The organism is Mesorhizobium sp. ISC25 (assembly GCF_042295465.1).
In the GTDB taxonomy this organism is placed as follows: domain Bacteria; phylum Pseudomonadota; class Alphaproteobacteria; order Rhizobiales; family Rhizobiaceae; genus Mesorhizobium.
The window spans coordinates 4,974,687-4,990,792 of the sequence record NZ_CP135441.1 but is presented as its reverse complement, the minus strand read 5'-3'; the positions used below and the strand labels follow the sequence as shown (position 1 = coordinate 4,990,792).

The window sequence follows — 16,106 nt, the reverse complement described above, 5'->3', positions numbered from 1 at the left end:
TTTTCATGTATCGCCCATCTGTCCGAGCACGAAATCGGCGTTTTGGCCGCCATTCGCGCAGGATCCCTCCCATGACCTTGCCACTCAGAATAGGGAGTGTTCAGCAGTGCTCTACGTGATCCGACCCTTCGTAGATGACCGCCCGCAATTCTTGGTCACGTTCAAATTCAACCTCGCCAACATCCAATTAAGTCCATCGTCATGTAGCGCTTCAAAGGCAGCTTACTTATTCTGCTCGCCTGCCAGATAAGGGGAGGGCGCTCGTTTTGCGGGTGAATAGCAGGCCCGTGGTCATATGCCGTCCGCAGCGCGCGCGATGAAGAGATGATAGCCCACCCCGCTGGGCTCGCGGGAAACGCGGCTCCGCGTGTCGAGGTGCCGGCCACTTGAGCCGCGTCACCGCGCGGCGCAGTGGCTGGTCGGTTGAAGACGGACTGCTGAGCTCAAGCGGATTCGAAGCCGCCCGTGGCTAAAGGATGAGGCCCACATCCTCAATCAACCGATCCATGAAGCCGACGTGGCCAGCGTCGAGAGAGCGTCGACACGTTTCATGTGCTCCTGATGTCGAACATCCTGATGCCGGTTGCCCAGCGCGTGGCGCTGGGCAACCAGCCTCGGGCCGTAAGTCACGCCGTTCAGGCTTCGAGCCAGCATTCCGCCAATGCGGAGGCATTGCTAAAATCCCGCGCAGGATGCTTCACGAAACCCTTCACGCCCGGCCCTGTCGCGTCGATGAACTGGTTGAAGAACGGTGCGATCACGCCGCCCTCGTCGCGAACGATGATGGCCATCTCGCGATAGAGGTTCTTGCGCTTGTCCTGGTCGAGTTCCGCGCGCGCCTCGATGAGAAGCTTGTCGAACTTCTCGTTAGCGAAGCGCGTGTCGTTCCACGCCGCCGTCGACAGATAGGCGACTGAGTACGCCTGGTCCTGCGTCGCGCGACCGGTCCAGAAGGAAGTCGCGAACGGCTGCTTTAACCAGACCTCCGACCAGTAGCCGTCGCTCGGCTCGCGCTTGACCTCGATAGTGATGCCGGCCTTGGTGCAGCTCTGCTGGTAGAGCTGGGCGGCGTCGACGGCGCCGGGGAAGGCAACGTCGGAGGTCCTGAGCAGGACCGGCCCGCTGTGGCCCGACTTCCGATAGTGAAACTTGGCTTTGTCCGGATCAAAGGTGCGCTGCTCGATGTCGTCAGAAAACAGCGGGTACGAAGCGTTGATTGGGAAATCGTTGGCCACTGAGCCATAGCCGCGCAGGATCTGGGTAAGCATCTGCTCGCGGTCGATGGCGAGCTTGAGCGCCATCCGGAGATCGTCGTTGGCGAAGGGAGGCGTGTCACAGAACATGTTGAAGCAATAGTAGCCGCGCCCCGAAACGTTCTGGACGGTCACGCCGGGGATACGCTTGACCAGGTCAACGACCTTCGGCTCTACGCGGTCGATCATGTGGACCTGATTGCTTCGCAGAGCCGAAATGCGCGCCGTGGCGTCGTTGATGACGGTTATCTCGATCTGATCGGCATGGCCACGCTTGTCGCCCTGCCAGTAGTTCTTGAATCTTTCGCCGCCGTGCCGTACGCCCGGCTCGTTGACCGTGACCTTGTAGGGGCCGGCGCCGATGCCGGCGGCCGGATCGTCCTTGCCCCCGTTTGGCTGAATGACGAGATGATAATCGGTCATCATATAAGGGAAGTCAGCATTGCCGCCCTTCAGCGTCACCACGACCTCGTCGCCATTCGCCTTGATCGTGTCGATGGTCCCTAGCAAGCCCAGCGCGCCGGATTTTGATTTTGCGTCGGAGTGACGCTCAAGCGTTGCCACCACATCTTGCGCTGTAACGGTCTTGCCGTTGTGGAACTCGACACCCTTGCGGATCTTCATCGTCCAGGTCTTGGCGTCCTTGGACGAACCGACCTCCTCGGCGAGACGGTTTTCGACGCCACCGTCTGGGGTCAGTTCCATCAGCAACTCGCCCCAACATTTACTGAAGGCAATCGCGACGGAGGCTGAGAAGGCCCCTGGGTCGAGGCTGTCGGTTGCCGCACCGCCCTGGAGGCCGGCTTTCAGAATGCCGCCCCTTTGCGGCACCTGCGCCTTCACAGCGCCAGCAAGTAGCGAGTTGGCGAAGGCGGCGCTCACGCCGAGCGCCGTCGCACGGCCGAGAAATTCACGCCGGCTCAGCCGGCCCGCAGCGACGCGGATGCTAAGATAGTCAAGTTCCTGCGACATTTGGATGCTCCTCGTTTCAGACATGTTCCCTTGGGGCCGGTCTATGCGGACCTCTATTTTGAGTACAGTACCAGCACCAATGTGCCGCATTGAACGAATTGTCCTTCTAACGCCGCAGGAAATCGGCGTTTAAGCCATCATCCGCGCACGATCGCCCAGATGACCGGCGAAGAATTGCGGCGGAGTCATCATGACCGTAAGCGCCGGACATTCCACATGAGCCGACGTGATCGGGCAACCAGGAAAAGCGTCAACGTTCCAAGCCGACCGACGGGGCGACTCCTTGAGCCGTCGCCTTGGATACATGAATATCGTGGTGGACGTCTTGAGTAGCAGACGACCGCGGGGCCGGCTTCAAACGCACAACCGTCGCCCCGTATACGCCGAGTTGAATCTCTTCAGCACCTTCAAGTCCGTCCGATCGACCTTCGGTTAAGCGGCTTTCTGAATACGATATGCTTTCCAGCGAAGACTACGCCGTGCTGAGGACGCGAGCCGTTGTGCTTGGCTTCATCGGCGAGCAACTCCATTATCGCAAGGGGGCAGCCAGTGCAGTCGAGATCAGCATTGATTTCGCACGTTCGTGACTACTTACCGCCAACAAGCAGCTCGAATAGCGGTGCCAACGTGGGCCGCTTATCAAGGTCCTCGACGAACTCCCCAATCAACTCGAGCTGTGTATCGGAGAATGGTAACATGGATGTTTCGGCGCAAGCTTTGAGTTTACGCATTCCATCGGCGAGCGAAGCCGGATTGTCCGGATGGCCGAATGGCTTGTCAATACGAATGAAATGTTCTGCGCCGCCCCTCAGCTTCACGGTAACTGCTGTCGGCGAATTTTGATGCAGACCGTGAGTACGATCGATCTCTGGATCAACTTCAATCTTCGTGACAGCCATGATCCGGCGCACAGCCGCATCCTCAAATGCTTCCGGACGGAAATCGCTGATTCCTACTCTGCCGTGCTGCGCCGCGACAGAGATGACGTAAGGCAGGCTGAAGCGCGCGACGACCGGGTCCTTTGGGTTCCACTTTTGGTCGCGCGGCTGTACCACATAACTCTCAGCGACGAGACGGTTCACCCCGAGCTCAAGTGAGACAATATCCTCCCCCTTGAAGCCGTACTTGTCGCGCAATTGCTTCAGTCCATCGATCCCGGGATGCATAGCCCTGCAAGCCGGCCAAGCTTTGAAGCTGATCTCAGCGTTCACGTAGTCCTGACCAAGTTTCTCCATAAGCAAATCGACGTCGTAGCTGGGTTCGAAGGCTCTGTAGAAGCCATACTTACCAAAGAAGGGCTCCCGAGGACCGTTGAAACCCACCATAGCTGACAGGGCCGATTCCACCCCCGAACGCGCCCGCAATCCTTGTTGCAGCGACACGGTGTGCGCGCCTTCCTCATACATCTGTACTTCCCCGGCGGCGTGGGCGTAGGCGATGCCGAATGCATTTCGGGTTTTCTCTTCATCGAGCCGCAGCAATTTTGCGCTAACCGCAGTGGTGCCCCACACCGCAACAATATTGTCGCGGCCGGTTTTCAATGAGTGGGTCGTCACGCTGCGCGCAAGACGCATGTGCAAATCCATAGCCGTCGCTAATGCGACCAGCAATTCGCTTCCTGTAATAGAAGGATCGCGTTCCGCGAGCGCCAGCGCCGGCGGCACATTGTAAGCACTGGCGTGGCAGCCGTTGATACAAAGCTCGTAGGTATCATCAAAGTCGATGGCTCTAGCCGTGGTGGCGTTGACGAGGACCGCCAAGCAAGCAGGAAGCTTTTCTCCAGAAACCCAGACGGTGCATTCTGCCTTGCCGCCGGACAAGCTGCCCAGCCGACGAGCGAAGTGCGCGATCTGGTCATCCGATCCCCCGATCGCGCTGGCAAGCGTGTCGAGAACGGAGAGTTTCGCGCGTTCAATCGACTCCTTAGGTATTGTCTCTGCGCCCGAGTCAATAACGTGCCTAATGAGTTGCGCCGTCAAATCCATCGCCAAACCTCCCGCCCCAATTAATAGACTACTGGCAAAATGTGGGGACAGCCCCGCCCCTGCGCCTGCGGTCGAGATTGCCATCGCATGCCTTGCCCAATCAGCTTTGATTGACCGATCCGCAGGTTGTTCTGCATATCTCTTCCTCAGAAAACAGTTGGCGCAGCTGCGCAACACAGCGTTGCAGTATTTGCCTCTTAGACACCCAGGGATCGAACGGTTGCTAGTTTCCGCTGGTTGGTGATTTGGCAGTCCAGTACCGGATGAGTCTGTTTACTGCTTCGCTCTGGTCGATCTGGACGTCATGCCCCGCATTGTTCAGCAGGTGGAAATCCGAATTCTTGATCAGCTTTGCCAGCTTTAAACCGCGGTCAGGCGGCACCGTGGGGTCGTTCTTGGACCAGATAATCAATGTCTCGGCCCGAAGCCGATCAAGGTACGGGAACACATAGGTTTGCTGCAACACAACATACAGACGGAGATTGGTTTCTTCTTCGGGCAGGTTCCGGAGAATCTCGTATTGCCCGCGCGCCGCGGCCCGCCGATAGGCCTCTCTCTTAGCCTCTTCCACATCCTGCCCATAGGCGCGGGCGCTCTTTCGCCAGGCGGCGACGTATTCCTCTTCGCTCGGCATCGGGCTGGAATTGTCGTAAACTTCCGTATAGGCTTGCCACCAAGTTTCGTCGCGGTCGTCCCCATAGGCCGGAGAAACGGAACTGGCTGTCAGCAATACAAGCCTCGAGACAAGATCGGGACGCAGGATCGCGACCCGCGCGGCCACGAATGACCCTTCTGAATGACCAACGAGGGTGATCTGCTTCAAACCCAGCGCTTCGATGAAGCCAATCACGTGGTCTACGCGACCAAGGCGGTTTACGAATTTTTGATCGGCGGGATAATCGGTCCCGCCGCACTGCAGTTGATCTACCGCGATAACCCTGAACTGATCGGATAGTTCGTTGAGCTGCCGCACAAAGGAACTCTTTCCGTCTGCACCGAAGCCGGCACCGTGCAGGAATACGATAGGCTCGCCTATTCCGCTCTCATAGTATGAGGTCCCGATACCACTGACTGAAATGCTGCGTTCAGAGATCATCTTTTTCCTTGGGTGAGACTAGTCGCAGGCCTCTCTCCAGTGCCGTGGGGAAACTGCACCCTTGGCAGCGAGCGCCGAACTATAGCAAGCCCCATATCACCGTCCTGCGCAAAGGTTTCCCTTGTCGCGCAGGAAACCGGCGTTTTTGGAGCCCTGCGTGCACTGTCCCTCTGCTGGACAGGACCAAAGGAACAGCCAGGGCAGGCACTGCATTGTGGCACCGCCGTGTGCTGGCAGTTTTGGCCTAGCGTTCTGACAATTCGCTGAGGGTTCCAGCATCGCAACACCGCATCGAATGCCGCGCCTACACGCCTACAGGATACGGCGGCAACTGTGAACCGCGGCTTACAAAGCAGCCTAGGAGGAGCCAGTCGATATGATGCCTATTTTCCGATGCGCCAAGGGCGATGAGGGACTGACCGGCAGCAGCCGAGCCCCCGGGTCGTATTGCACGTCCGCGTCCTGTCAGCCGACCCGGAGATTGCCGGATCACCTGCGCATAACAGATATATGGAATCGGTATGAGCGAGACATCGCAGAAGTTGAGCTAATATTAGCAAGAATGTGCAGTTTTCCTGCGAGGAGCCCCAATGTTGCATGCACCGCCGCTAGATTTGGACCGAATTGATCGGAAACTCCTCATTGCCGTACAGCGTAACAATCGCCTTACCACAGAAGAATTGGGCGAACTTGCAGGCCTTTCGGCAACCGCATGTCAGCGGCGATTGAAGCGACTTCGAGATGCGCGTGTGATCCAGGCAGATGTTGCTGTAATCTCGCCAGAAGCGATCGGGAGGCCCATGCTCATGCTAGCCTCTATCACTTTAGAGCGCGATCGCGCTGATATCATCGATCGTTTCAAACAAGCTATCCGGCGCACGCCCGAGATTATGAATGGATATTACGTAACAGGTGAGGCCGATTTTGTTCTCGCAATTTCGGTGCGTGATATGGTCGAGTACGAGGCATTTACTCGTCGCTTTTTTCATGAGCACCCCGATATCAAGGGCTTTAAAACGATGGTCGTAATGGATCGAATTAAGGCATCATTGGCTCTGCCAATTGACGAATAGAATGGAAGCACCAGTAGCGCCGCTGCCCCCTCCGAAGACCGGCAAGCACTTTCGCGAGTCGCTGCATCGCAGGCGATGACAAATGGTCAGTTAGCCAGTGGCCCGACGGTGCTCCAGCCACTTCAACTGGTGGTCGATGAACTCGTGCCGCCAGTAATAAACTCGCCCGACCAGCGCCCGAGCTCGACATAACGTCGAACCATCTGCTCAAGGAATGATATGATGTGCCGTGCGGCTGGCGGCAGTATTGTTCCATATGCGGTTGTTAGCGCCAATTCAAAGCTTAGCGAAGACCGCTCAATCGCAGCGACAGACAGGTTTGGGCCTTCGAGATCTTCCCACAAGCATGCACGACTGAAAATCCCGTAGCCTTCATCCAGCGCAATCATCCGCTTAATGAGAGGTATAGAGTCGATCTCGTACTTGAATGTCAATTCCACCTTTTGCTCGTGTGCGGCTGCCTCCAGGCGTCGTCGCGTATAACTCGGCGGCGCCGGAATAATCAGCGGAAGGCCCTCCAATTCAGACAACGACACCCTCTCACCGAACGGCCAATTTTTTGTTGAACCAACCAAATAAACTTCTTCTTGGAAAAGGAATTCGGGGTTTAGATGGCGATAACTATCAACATCGTAAGCGAAGCCTAGATCGATCTGCTTGCTCTGTATCCAATTCGCGGTTTGGTAGGTAAACCCCTCAAGCAATTTTAGCCTAACACGGGGGAATTGTTCACGGCAGCCTAAAATAAGCTCCGCCATGAAGGTTGGGCCCAGGTTGGGCAGAACTCCCACGCGAATGACACCGGAGGGACTCCCTTCATCGATTCGAGCTTGAAGGCAAGCATTTTCGAGCCGCAGCAAGACATTCGCAACTTCGTCGCGGAGCTTGGCGCCAGTTTCCGTCAACGTCACCCCTCGACCATCCCGAATGAACAATTGCACCCCGAGTGTTTCCTCCAGGCGACGCATTTGCCTAGATAAAGCGGGTTGTGCTAGGCGCAACTCAACCGCAGCTCGGCTGATGCTGCCAAGTTCGGATACTCGGATGAAATGCCTGAGGGCGCGAAGCTCGATCTGATTATCCACGTGTTCGGCCCGCTCACTTGAGACGACTTGGCACCCCGATCAGACGTGTCAGCTCTGAACCTTGCCCAAGCCTCAACGTCGAAACTAAGCTACTACCGCACCGCCCCGCAATAGGCCGACCCAAGCTGACTCCACGCCTCGCATGACTTGTCTTCAATCGAGAATGAAAGATTAATTCCAAGGCGGGTGTCACATTCGTGGGGCTTCCCTCAGCGTATTGCCGAACTCTCGGCACACTACCCGCTAGGCCAGCCGTTGCAGATCCTTCGCATAAAAATACACAATCTTTGCAACCGCAAATCGTCGGCGATGGTACTTTCACTTCTGAGGTCAGGCTAAGCCGAACGGGCTGATGCCAATTTTTTGCTCCTGCAGGTCGCAGGAACACAACGTAGGAGACAGCCAATGGCAAGGAAAGCGCTCATCCTGATCGAAGGTCATAGGGGTAATGGTCAGCTCTATGTCCAAGCGGCTCAGCGTCTTGGTTTACATCCGATTACACTGTCGGCTGATCCGACTCAGTACGAATATCTTGCAGCGGAAAACCTTCAGACAATTCGTGTCGATATAGACAATCTCGATGCGCTAATCCAGGAATGTTCCCGGCTGCATGCCACATTTGGCATTGCCGGCATCACCGGCTTTGCGGGCCACGACGAGTCGGTCTCTGCCACAGTTGGTAAGCTCTGCCGGTGTTTTGATCTACCGGGTCCCGATCCCGCGTCGATTGAACAATGCTACGACAAATTCGTTCAACGTCAGCTCCTCGCAGAGGCCGGCGTTGCAATACCTGCTTATCGCCTGGCAGCGAATGCGACGGACGTAGAAAGCTCTGCCGCGGAGATCGGCCTTCCCGTGATTGTTAAGCCAGCCGTAGGCAGTGGCAGCATGGGTGTCCGATTGTGCCGCAGCCCCGATGAGCTGGCCGAACATACGGCCTATCTGTTGGAGGGGAAGCACATATGGCGGTCTCCGCCAAGAGTGCTGGTCGAAGAATTCGCAGAAGGCCCTGCGTATGTCGCTGCAGTGATGGGACATGAGGTCGTGGGGATTGTCGCCGCTGACTACCATCCGCCACCGCACTTCGTCTATCGAGAGTGCACTTTTCCGGCCCCGCTAACTGATGAGGAGCATGAGCGTATGGCCGATGTTTCGCTCAGCTGTTTGCCAGCTCTCGGCCTTGACTGGGGGCCAAAAAGTGTTGAACTCCGGTTGACCAAACGTGGCCCAGTCGTCATTGAAGTCAATCCGCGTCTTAGTGGTGCGCCCACTCCTCTACTGATTAAGCTTGCTCACGGTGTCGATCTCATTACCGAGCACATCAAGCTTGTCATCGGCGATGAACCGAACTTGCGCAAAAGAGACTCGCGGACTGCGGTTGGGCGATTTCTTGTTGCTGATAGCGATGGCACCCTCGATTGGACCGATGGCGCTGGCCGGGCAGCTGCTTTACCAGGTGTCGCAGAGATAAGATTGTATGTTAAGTCTAAGGCGCCAATCGTAAGGAAAGGCGATTACCGAGACTGCATCGGGCATGTCGTCGCCGCTTCACCCACCTATGCTCAGACGGAAGCGATAGTCCAGCGTGCCGTCGCCTCAATTGGTTGGTCGATAACGCCATTGCCCACTGTTGACGAACGGGAAAAGGCATAGGAGCGCGGATAGGATTCTTCGAGACCCCGCCCGGCGAGCAGGCGCAGGTCGACTTTGCCTCACATGTCGTCTTCACCGACGAACCAACGACACCGAGGATCATCTGGCTATTTGCGTATTTCGCAAAAGCCGGACAGGGGTTCCGCTAATTCCGGACAGTGGTTTCGCTAATGTCGGGACAGTCTGACGGCGTCGGTCCTTGGGTGCCTTGTTGCGTTCACGGATGATTGATTTCGCCGTTTTCGGCGCCGGTCAAGAGGGGCGCGGCCTTTTGCTTTCGCATGCTGTCGCCCTGGAGCACGATGCGGTGGGCGTTGTGCACGATCCGGTCGAGAATGGCGTCGGCGACGGTGGGGTCTGCGATCAGGTCATGCCATCTTGCCACCGGGACCTGGGCGGTGATCAGGGTGGATTTGCGGCGATAGCGTTCCTCGACGATTTCGAACAGATGGAAGCGCTGTTGGTCGGTGAGGCTGTGGGTCCGAAGTCATCGAGGATGAGCAGTTGCGCGCGGGTGAGTTTGTCGATGAGGCGTGGGAAGCGGCCATCGAGACGAGCGAGCGCCAAATCCTCGAACAGGCGCGGCACGCGCACATAGAGCACGGAATGATCGAGCCGTGCCGCTTGCCGGCCGAAGGCGCAGGCCAGCCACGACTTGCCGGTTCCGGTCTGGCCGGTGACGATCAGGTTTTCATGCGCTTTCAGCCATTCGCCCTGGGCGAGCGCCATGGTGCTGCGCCGGTCGAGTCCGCGCGGCGCGGCAAAGTCGATGTCCTCGATGCAGGCTTCGGGAAAGCGCAGCCTGGCTGAGGCGAGCCGGTTCCGGACGCGCTTGTCGGCCCGCATGGCGACCTCCCGGTCGAGCATCAGGCCGAGCCACTCGTCACGGCTGAGCTCGTTGGCGTTGTTGCGTTCGGCCAGTTCGCGCCAGGCGGCAGCCATGCCGGCCAGACCGAGGGCCTGCATCTGGTCGAGGGTGGGGTTCGTCAGCATTCTTTCTTCCTTTCCTTCACTGGTAATAGGTGGAGCCGCGGATATTGGCGTGCTGGGGTGTCGGCTTTGCCGGTTCTGCGGAGCTGGCCCGGTCGAGGCCGGCTTTGAGGATGGCGGTGACGGAGGAGTAGGCGATCGCGTTGATCAGCAGCGCCCGCTCGCAGGCGGCATCGAGACGCTCCGGCCCATAGCGCGGCGCCAGCGACAGGATGCCCATGGCCGAGCGGTATCCCTGTTCCGGATGCGGCCGCTCGCGCATCATGCGCTCGACCAGGATGGCGGCGTTGGGGCCGATCCTGGCCGCCCTGCTGATCAGGCTGGCCGTGGTGTTGGCGTAGCGCTGGTGCGCCTTGGGCATGTGTTCGTTGACGGTGACATGGCCGGAACGCTGCGAGCGACGGACATGGCTGGCGACACGCTGGTGATCGTGGAAGATCTCGACCACTCGATGCGTGAGCCGCACCTCGACGGTGTGCCCGATCAGCCGGTGCGGCACCGAATAGAAGGTCTTGTCGACCTCGACATGGTAGTCAGGATGGACCTTCGCCGACTTCCACTCGGCGTATTCGAACGGTGCCGCCGGCAGCGGCTTCAAGGCAGCCGCTCGATCTCCCCGAACAGTTCGCGGCGGCTTTGGCCGACATGGCGCATCGGCCGGTTGTTCAGCTCCTCGAGCAGTTCGGCGATCACGGCGTTGAGCTCGGCGATCGAGAAGAAGGATCGGTTCCTCAGCCGCGCCAGAATCCAGCGCTCGACATCAGCACCGCGCCTTCGACCTTGGCCTTGTCGCGCGGCTTGCGGCTGCGGGTCGGCAGGATAGTGGTGTCGTAGTGCCCATCGCGGCAAAGGTCGCGTTCAGCCTCGACTCGAACCACAGCGCCTTGACGACACCGGCCTTCAGGTTGTCGCACACTATCGCTCTGGTGACGCCGCCGAAGAAGGCGAGCGCTTGCACCTGGCCCTCGATCCAGTCCGGCAGCTTCTGGCTGGAGCTGGCAAAGGCGAAGGTCAGACTGGAGGCGCCCAGCACCGCGACAAAAATCTGCGCCGGGTAAATGATGCCGGTCGCCGGATCGATCACCGGCACCGTCTGCCCGGCATAGTCCGTCTGCACCACCGCGCCCGCCGCATGCCGGTTGCGGAATGTCGCGCTCGTCCGGCGCTCGAAAGCGGCGAAGTGCTCGCAGAACCAGGTGTAGCCGTAGCCGTCGGGGTGGGCGGCGCGACACTCCTGCCACAACAGCGTCAGCGTCACCCCCTTGCGCTTCAACTCCCTGGCGATCAGCGCAAAGTTCGGTTCGCTTAGGTCTTGCGGCGGACGACCGGCACGGCCAAACAGCAGCCGCTCAAGTGTCGCGTCGCGGCGGCAAAGGCCAGCATGACAGCCCGGCCTCCCGCGCCCGTAGCAAATAGGTCGATACTGTCGTCTTGCTGATCTTCAGCCGTTCCGACACTTCACGCACCGAAAGACCCTGCTCATGGGTCAGGCGCAACATCGCTTGGATGTCCCTCACGCTCGTTCGTCTCGCTTGCTTCCGTCTCGGCATGGCCCCTCTCAACATCATCGTGAGAGGCCAAACTGCCAGAACGGCGCAGCCAAGAACCGACCGCTAAATCCGCTTCCGAAAACTGTCCGGGATTTAGCGGAATCGCTGTCCGCGAATTACTGAAATCACTGTCCGGGATTTAGCGAAAAGGATGTCCGGGAATTACCGAAACACGCAGCTATTCTCTCTGGTGCTCGGCTTCAGCCGCTTGATTTGGCCCGCTTCGACAGGATCTGCTGCTGCTTATACGCTGTCAGGCCGCTGCTTTCGAGGCGTTGGGCGGCGCTCCTCGTGACGTGCTCGACGGTCTTATGGATACGGCGGTGATCGGCGAAGGCGAAATCGGCGGCTTCATAGCTGACGAACCTTCGCCGAAGACGACGGCGAATTGTGTCCTGGCCATGAACCACTCGCGCGGGGCGCGTTTCCATTCCTCGGCGGCGTGGTTGAGAACCAGTATTATAGCAGGTTCATTGCGGGCATTGGGACATGACCGCGTTTGGTTCAACGCCTCGTGGCGTTTGTAACCGGTATGACCCATGACGGCGCGATCCGATCCCCGCTGGAGATGAGCGATTTTCGGGGATGGTGCGACCATCCGGGACAGGAGCGCCGGGAGCACGTACGGGCAGACCGATCAATTCGATGAGCTGCGACTCGCGTTCCCTGCGACTTGCCCGGTTGCGCCGAGAGCGCGGATCCGTAGGTGTGCCGTCCGTTGGCTCCCGACTGTTTGAGGAAAGGGAGCCGATCAGATGTGTGATTGGAATGGATATCCACCGCACCTTTGCGAAGGTGGTAGTTTGGGAAGACGGCCGGCTGCGCCATCACGGACGGGTCGACATGACCCGCTCGGGACTAAAAGGGGTTGGCCGCAGTTTGCGACGCATGGCGGTAGTGCGGGTTCTGTCGCCCTATGTCGGCCGGGAGATTGTGGCCAACCCGATGCAGGTGAAGGCGATCGCCCATGCCAGTATCAGGACCGGCAAGATCGATGCCGGCGTTCTGGCGCAGCTCCATGCCAGCGGCTTTCTGCTTGAGGTCTGGGTTCCCGATGAGCGGGCCGAGCGGCTTCGCGGTCTGGTCGCGCGGTGCAACCAGGCCGTGCGGCATCGGACGCGCGTGAAGAACGAGAGGCATCCTGCAGGCGCACCTCGTGCAAAGTGCCGCTCGCGCCTGGCTCGAGCGGCAGGTGCTTCCTGACAACGAGCGGGGCCGCGATCGTCACACATCCGCGAGATCGATCGCCTGGCCGAAGATCTGGCTGACCTCGATCGCGACATCGCCTGGGAAGCGGCTGATGATGTGCAAGCCGGCGGCTTCAGACGACGACCGGCTCAATGCGATGGTCGCGAGCGGTATCATCGCCGCCGTGGGCGACATCGGCGGTTCCGGCAACCGCAGAGGCTGGTGAGCTACTTCGGCCTCAATCCGCGCGCGCCAATCCGGTCTCGGCTTGGCGCAATATGGGCGGATCAGCAAGCATGGGCGCTCCCACGCCCGCGCCATGCTGGTCGAGGCGCCCGGTCTGCGGCGAAGCGCCTGGTCTGCTCAGAGCCTTCTTTCTGCGCATCCGCAACAAGCGTGGCCATCAGGTCGCAGCCGTGGCGGTCGCCCGCAAGCTCACGATGTTGATGAGGCATCTGCTGACGAAAGAGCAGGACTACTTCTGGGCTCGCGCGGCGCTGGTGGCAGCAAAGCAGAGGCAGCTCGCTCTCAAGGCTGGCGCGCCGGGCGACCGCGGTCTCGGTCGTCGCGGTTCGGCTCACGCCTACAACGTGAAGAGTTTGCGAAACAGCGATAAAGCGTGGCCGAGAATGCCGAGCGTGCCTACGAGCTGATGCTTCGGCATTGGCGGCCACGCGGGCCGAAGCGGCACACGGACAGGCGAAGCCAATAAGCAAAAACACGCGAGCCTGGAAATTTTGAGCTCAGGTTCTGGTTCTCGCGTCCAACGCCAATCCCTGCACTTCTATAACCTCACTAGTCCCGCGCAGTTGGGCACGCATTACACTGCACTCGACCGTTGGGCCGGAAAGATCGACTTAATCTCGAGGAATGCTGCCAGCCCCTCAGGTCCGAGTTCCCGACCAAGGCCGCTTTCCTTGACACCGCCGAATGGCGCGTCGATGTGAAGCGCGTAACGGTTGATGCCGACAACACCAGCCTCCACTCGGCGCGCAATCGCCATGCCCCGCTCAGGGTCGGACGTGAACACCGCACCACCCAGGCCATACGTAGTGCCGTTGCAGATCGCGATCGCCTCCTCCTCGTTGTGGTACGGGATCACAGACACCACCGGCCCGAAGATCTCCTCCTGCGCGATCCGCATAGATGTGTCGACATCACGGAAGACCGTTGGCTCGAGATAATATCCGACGTCAAGTCCCTGCGGACGCCGACCGCCGGTAACGACCTTCGCGCCCTGCACGCATCCAGATGCAATGTACTCCTCGACGCGAACACGCTGCCGCTTCGCCACCAGTGGCCCGACCTGCGTCGCTGGATTGAGCGGGTGGCCCACGACTAGCCCAGCCACCTTGTTCGCAATTCCTTCGACGACTTCGTCGTACCGTGCGCGCGGAGCAAGGACGCGGGTCAGGGCGTGACAGATCTGACCGCTGAACGGGATGCACGCCGGCGCGACTAAGGGGAGAAACGTGTCAAGATCGACATCCTCGAGCAGCAACGCCGCCGACTTGCCGCCAAGCTCGAGCGTAACGCGCGCGAAGCGCTTGGCACAGGCCAGTGCAACCTGGCGACCAGCGTGCGTTGAACCGGTAAATGACACTTTGTCGACACCCGGATGCGACGCAACCAATGCTCCTGTTTCGCGCGCACCGAACACGATATTGACGACGCCGGGGGGAATGCCTGCCTCGCCTAAGGCTTCAGCGAGCAGGTATGAGTCCAGTGATGCTTCCGGTGCGGGCTTAACGACCGTCGTACAACCAGCGGCCAACGCTGGTGCCAGCTTCCATGCGATTGCGCCCTGAGGGCCGTTCCACGGTACGATCAATCCGGCAACACCTACCGGCTCCCTCCGAATGACAGTTCGCAACTCGTGTCCTATGCGCTCGGATTCGACTTCTAGTTGATCGGCAAGCTCGGCATAGTAGCGGTAAAATTTCGATGTGCCGCTCCCATTGGATTGCACGGAGCTTACCAGGGGCATCCCGATCTGCGCCGTGACAACGGCGCCCAGCTGCTCGGCGCGATCCTCGATTGCACGCGCGAGTCTGCGCAAATAATGGGCTCGCTGCGACGGCGGCAGCTGAGGCCACCCGGAGTTCCGGAACGCCGCACGTGCGGCATCCACTGCCGCAGAAACGTCGTGCTTGTCGCCATTGGGGATTGTCGCAAATTCCAGCTCATCCGCCGGGTTCACGACCGGAATCCTAGCCGACGAATGGGCCGGCCGGAGCTCGCCGTCGACATAGATATCGGTGTGCTCGCCTGTCATCAAGCTGATTGGCGTGGTCATTGCTTTGCCTTTCGTCACATAGGCTGATCCTTCCAAAGGGCTCAACCAGTTGTCCACTCAGCACCGCTGCTACGCGTCGACCTTGGTGGCGGGAGCCGCTCGGCGGGTTTCCTGCATGCTCGTCAGCAACCAGACGCCGGCGGATTAGTGGACGACTCGCACGGCCAGCCGATTGGTTGATTGCTGTGGCACGAACTCGGCCAGGGCGATCGACAGCTTCGGCTCATTCGATCATTTTTGTTGAATCACACTCAAACGCATTCTGGAGCTCGATCGGGGCATTACTAGGATCGGGGGATGCCCGCGACGAGTTCCAACCTTGCGGCCCGTCCCCTACACCTCCGGGCCAAACTCAATCCCTGCCCAAACCAAGGCCAGCGTTACGGAACCAAGTGCCACGCGGACAGCGGGCGCTCGTGGGCAGACGCCTGTCTCAGGGCCAAAGGTTTTGCAGCACTCTTGGAGTGGCAGCCTTGGCACGCTTGACCTCTGCTCTGGACAAACGGTCGACAAATTGGGCCAGCACTAAGCGGGCAACCACTTCCGGATCGACCGCCGGGTCTCGCTGGACGCCGACGTGGATCCGTTCGAGAAATGAATTCCGGTTTCTGGCGTTGGCGCGCCGGCCGGGATTCCAACCCTCGTAGTAGAAGCCGCGAAGCAAAGCTGGCAACCGTGCGCCCATGTAAACGGCGTGGTCGCGATCCAGGCAGTCGCGCAGAGCGTGCAGCGTCGCAATCAGAGCTTGGTAGACCCGCTCGCGATCATGCCAGCGAAGTCTCCACATCAGATCGCTGATCCAATTCTGAGTTACTTCTAATGCGTTGTTGAAATCATGCCTCGCGCACATTGGCTTTTCTCATTTCCTTGAAGGTTGCCAGGATCTCGAATGCGCCTCATCGGCCTTGAAGTTGACCTGGTCAGGCGAGACTAGCGCTGCAAAGACGAGGACCACAAAAATGGCT

12 protein-coding genes and 3 pseudogenes are annotated in these 16,106 nt (G+C 59.3%); 5 read left to right on the top strand and 10 right to left on the bottom strand.

What is annotated here, in order from left to right; genetic code table 11:
• Positions 1 to 635: 635 nt before the first annotated feature.
• Positions 636 to 2,225, bottom strand: coding sequence for an ABC transporter substrate-binding protein (locus RQ479_RS24540; protein WP_128288326.1), 1,590 nt, complete (start codon positions 2,223 to 2,225; stop codon positions 636 to 638).
• A gap of 455 nt (positions 2,226 to 2,680) precedes the next feature.
• Between RQ479_RS24540 and RQ479_RS24535 the strand changes: the two genes are divergently transcribed.
• Complete coding sequence (locus RQ479_RS24535) at positions 2,681 to 2,812, top strand: hypothetical protein (protein ID WP_281061718.1); 132 nt, start codon at positions 2,681 to 2,683, stop codon at positions 2,810 to 2,812.
• On the opposite strand, the gene RQ479_RS24530 is transcribed toward RQ479_RS24535, so the two are convergent.
• Together RQ479_RS24530 and RQ479_RS24525 are read right to left on the bottom strand one after the other, a co-directional pair.
• A complete protein-coding gene (locus RQ479_RS24530; RefSeq protein WP_128288327.1) occupies positions 2,813 to 4,210 on the bottom strand; it encodes an MmgE/PrpD family protein in 1,398 nt (465 codons plus the stop codon).
• 223 nt (positions 4,211 to 4,433) lie between these two features.
• On the bottom strand, positions 4,434 to 5,306 hold the full coding sequence (locus tag RQ479_RS24525) for an alpha/beta fold hydrolase (RefSeq protein WP_128288328.1): 873 nt from the start codon (positions 5,304 to 5,306) through the stop codon (positions 4,434 to 4,436).
• A gap of 590 nt (positions 5,307 to 5,896) precedes the next feature.
• Between RQ479_RS24525 and RQ479_RS24520 the strand changes: the two genes are divergently transcribed.
• On the top strand, positions 5,897 to 6,379 hold the full coding sequence (locus RQ479_RS24520; RefSeq protein ID WP_128288329.1) for an Lrp/AsnC family transcriptional regulator: 483 nt from the start codon (positions 5,897 to 5,899) through the stop codon (positions 6,377 to 6,379).
• 122 nt (positions 6,380 to 6,501) lie between these two features.
• Here the strand turns inward: RQ479_RS24520 and RQ479_RS24515 are convergent, their stop codons facing one another.
• A complete protein-coding gene (locus tag RQ479_RS24515; RefSeq protein WP_128288330.1) occupies positions 6,502 to 7,464 on the bottom strand; it encodes a LysR family transcriptional regulator in 963 nt (320 codons plus the stop codon).
• 405 nt (positions 7,465 to 7,869) lie between these two features.
• Between RQ479_RS24515 and RQ479_RS24510 the strand changes: the two genes are divergently transcribed.
• Complete coding sequence (locus tag RQ479_RS24510; RefSeq protein WP_128288331.1) at positions 7,870 to 9,117, top strand: acetyl-CoA carboxylase biotin carboxylase subunit family protein; 1,248 nt, start codon at positions 7,870 to 7,872, stop codon at positions 9,115 to 9,117.
• 217 nt (positions 9,118 to 9,334) lie between these two features.
• On the opposite strand, the pseudogene istB reads toward RQ479_RS24510, so the two are convergent.
• The 3 pseudogenes from istB to RQ479_RS24495 form a co-directional block, all read right to left on the bottom strand.
• A pseudogene (gene istB / locus RQ479_RS24505) lies at positions 9,335 to 10,110 on the bottom strand (IS21-like element helper ATPase IstB).
• Between the two features lie 16 nt (positions 10,111 to 10,126).
• A pseudogene (istA, locus tag RQ479_RS24500) lies at positions 10,127 to 11,657 on the bottom strand (IS21 family transposase).
• A gap of 367 nt (positions 11,658 to 12,024) precedes the next feature.
• A pseudogene (locus RQ479_RS24495) lies at positions 12,025 to 12,155 on the bottom strand (IS256 family transposase); the annotation flags it as partial.
• A 270-nt stretch (positions 12,156 to 12,425) separates the two neighbouring features.
• On the opposite strand from RQ479_RS24495, the gene RQ479_RS24490 reads away from it, so the two are divergent.
• Complete coding sequence (locus tag RQ479_RS24490; RefSeq protein WP_245486585.1) at positions 12,426 to 12,860, top strand: hypothetical protein; 435 nt, start codon at positions 12,426 to 12,428, stop codon at positions 12,858 to 12,860.
• A 21-nt stretch (positions 12,861 to 12,881) separates the two neighbouring features.
• Here RQ479_RS24490 and RQ479_RS24485 read toward each other — a convergent pair whose 3' ends face one another.
• Entirely contained in the window at positions 12,882 to 13,040 is a 159-nt protein-coding gene (locus RQ479_RS24485) for a hypothetical protein (RefSeq protein WP_245486586.1), read from the bottom strand.
• 101 nt (positions 13,041 to 13,141) lie between these two features.
• Here RQ479_RS24485 and RQ479_RS24480 point away from each other — a divergent pair, with 101 nt between their 5' ends.
• Positions 13,142 to 13,498 carry a hypothetical protein gene (locus RQ479_RS24480; RefSeq protein ID WP_245486587.1) on the top strand — a complete coding sequence of 119 codons (357 nt, stop codon included), beginning with the start codon at positions 13,142 to 13,144 and terminating at the stop codon, positions 13,496 to 13,498.
• Between the two features lie 167 nt (positions 13,499 to 13,665).
• Here the strand turns inward: RQ479_RS24480 and RQ479_RS24475 are convergent, their stop codons facing one another.
• Positions 13,666 to 15,186 (bottom strand): aldehyde dehydrogenase, encoded by a 1,521-nt coding sequence (locus RQ479_RS24475; RefSeq protein ID WP_245330128.1) that lies wholly within the window; start codon positions 15,184 to 15,186, stop codon positions 13,666 to 13,668.
• Positions 15,187 to 15,574: 388 nt separating this feature from the next.
• A complete protein-coding gene (locus tag RQ479_RS24470) occupies positions 15,575 to 15,991 on the bottom strand; it encodes a DUF2267 domain-containing protein (protein WP_095489418.1) in 417 nt (138 codons plus the stop codon).
• Between the last annotated feature and the right edge of the window lie 115 nt (positions 15,992 to 16,106).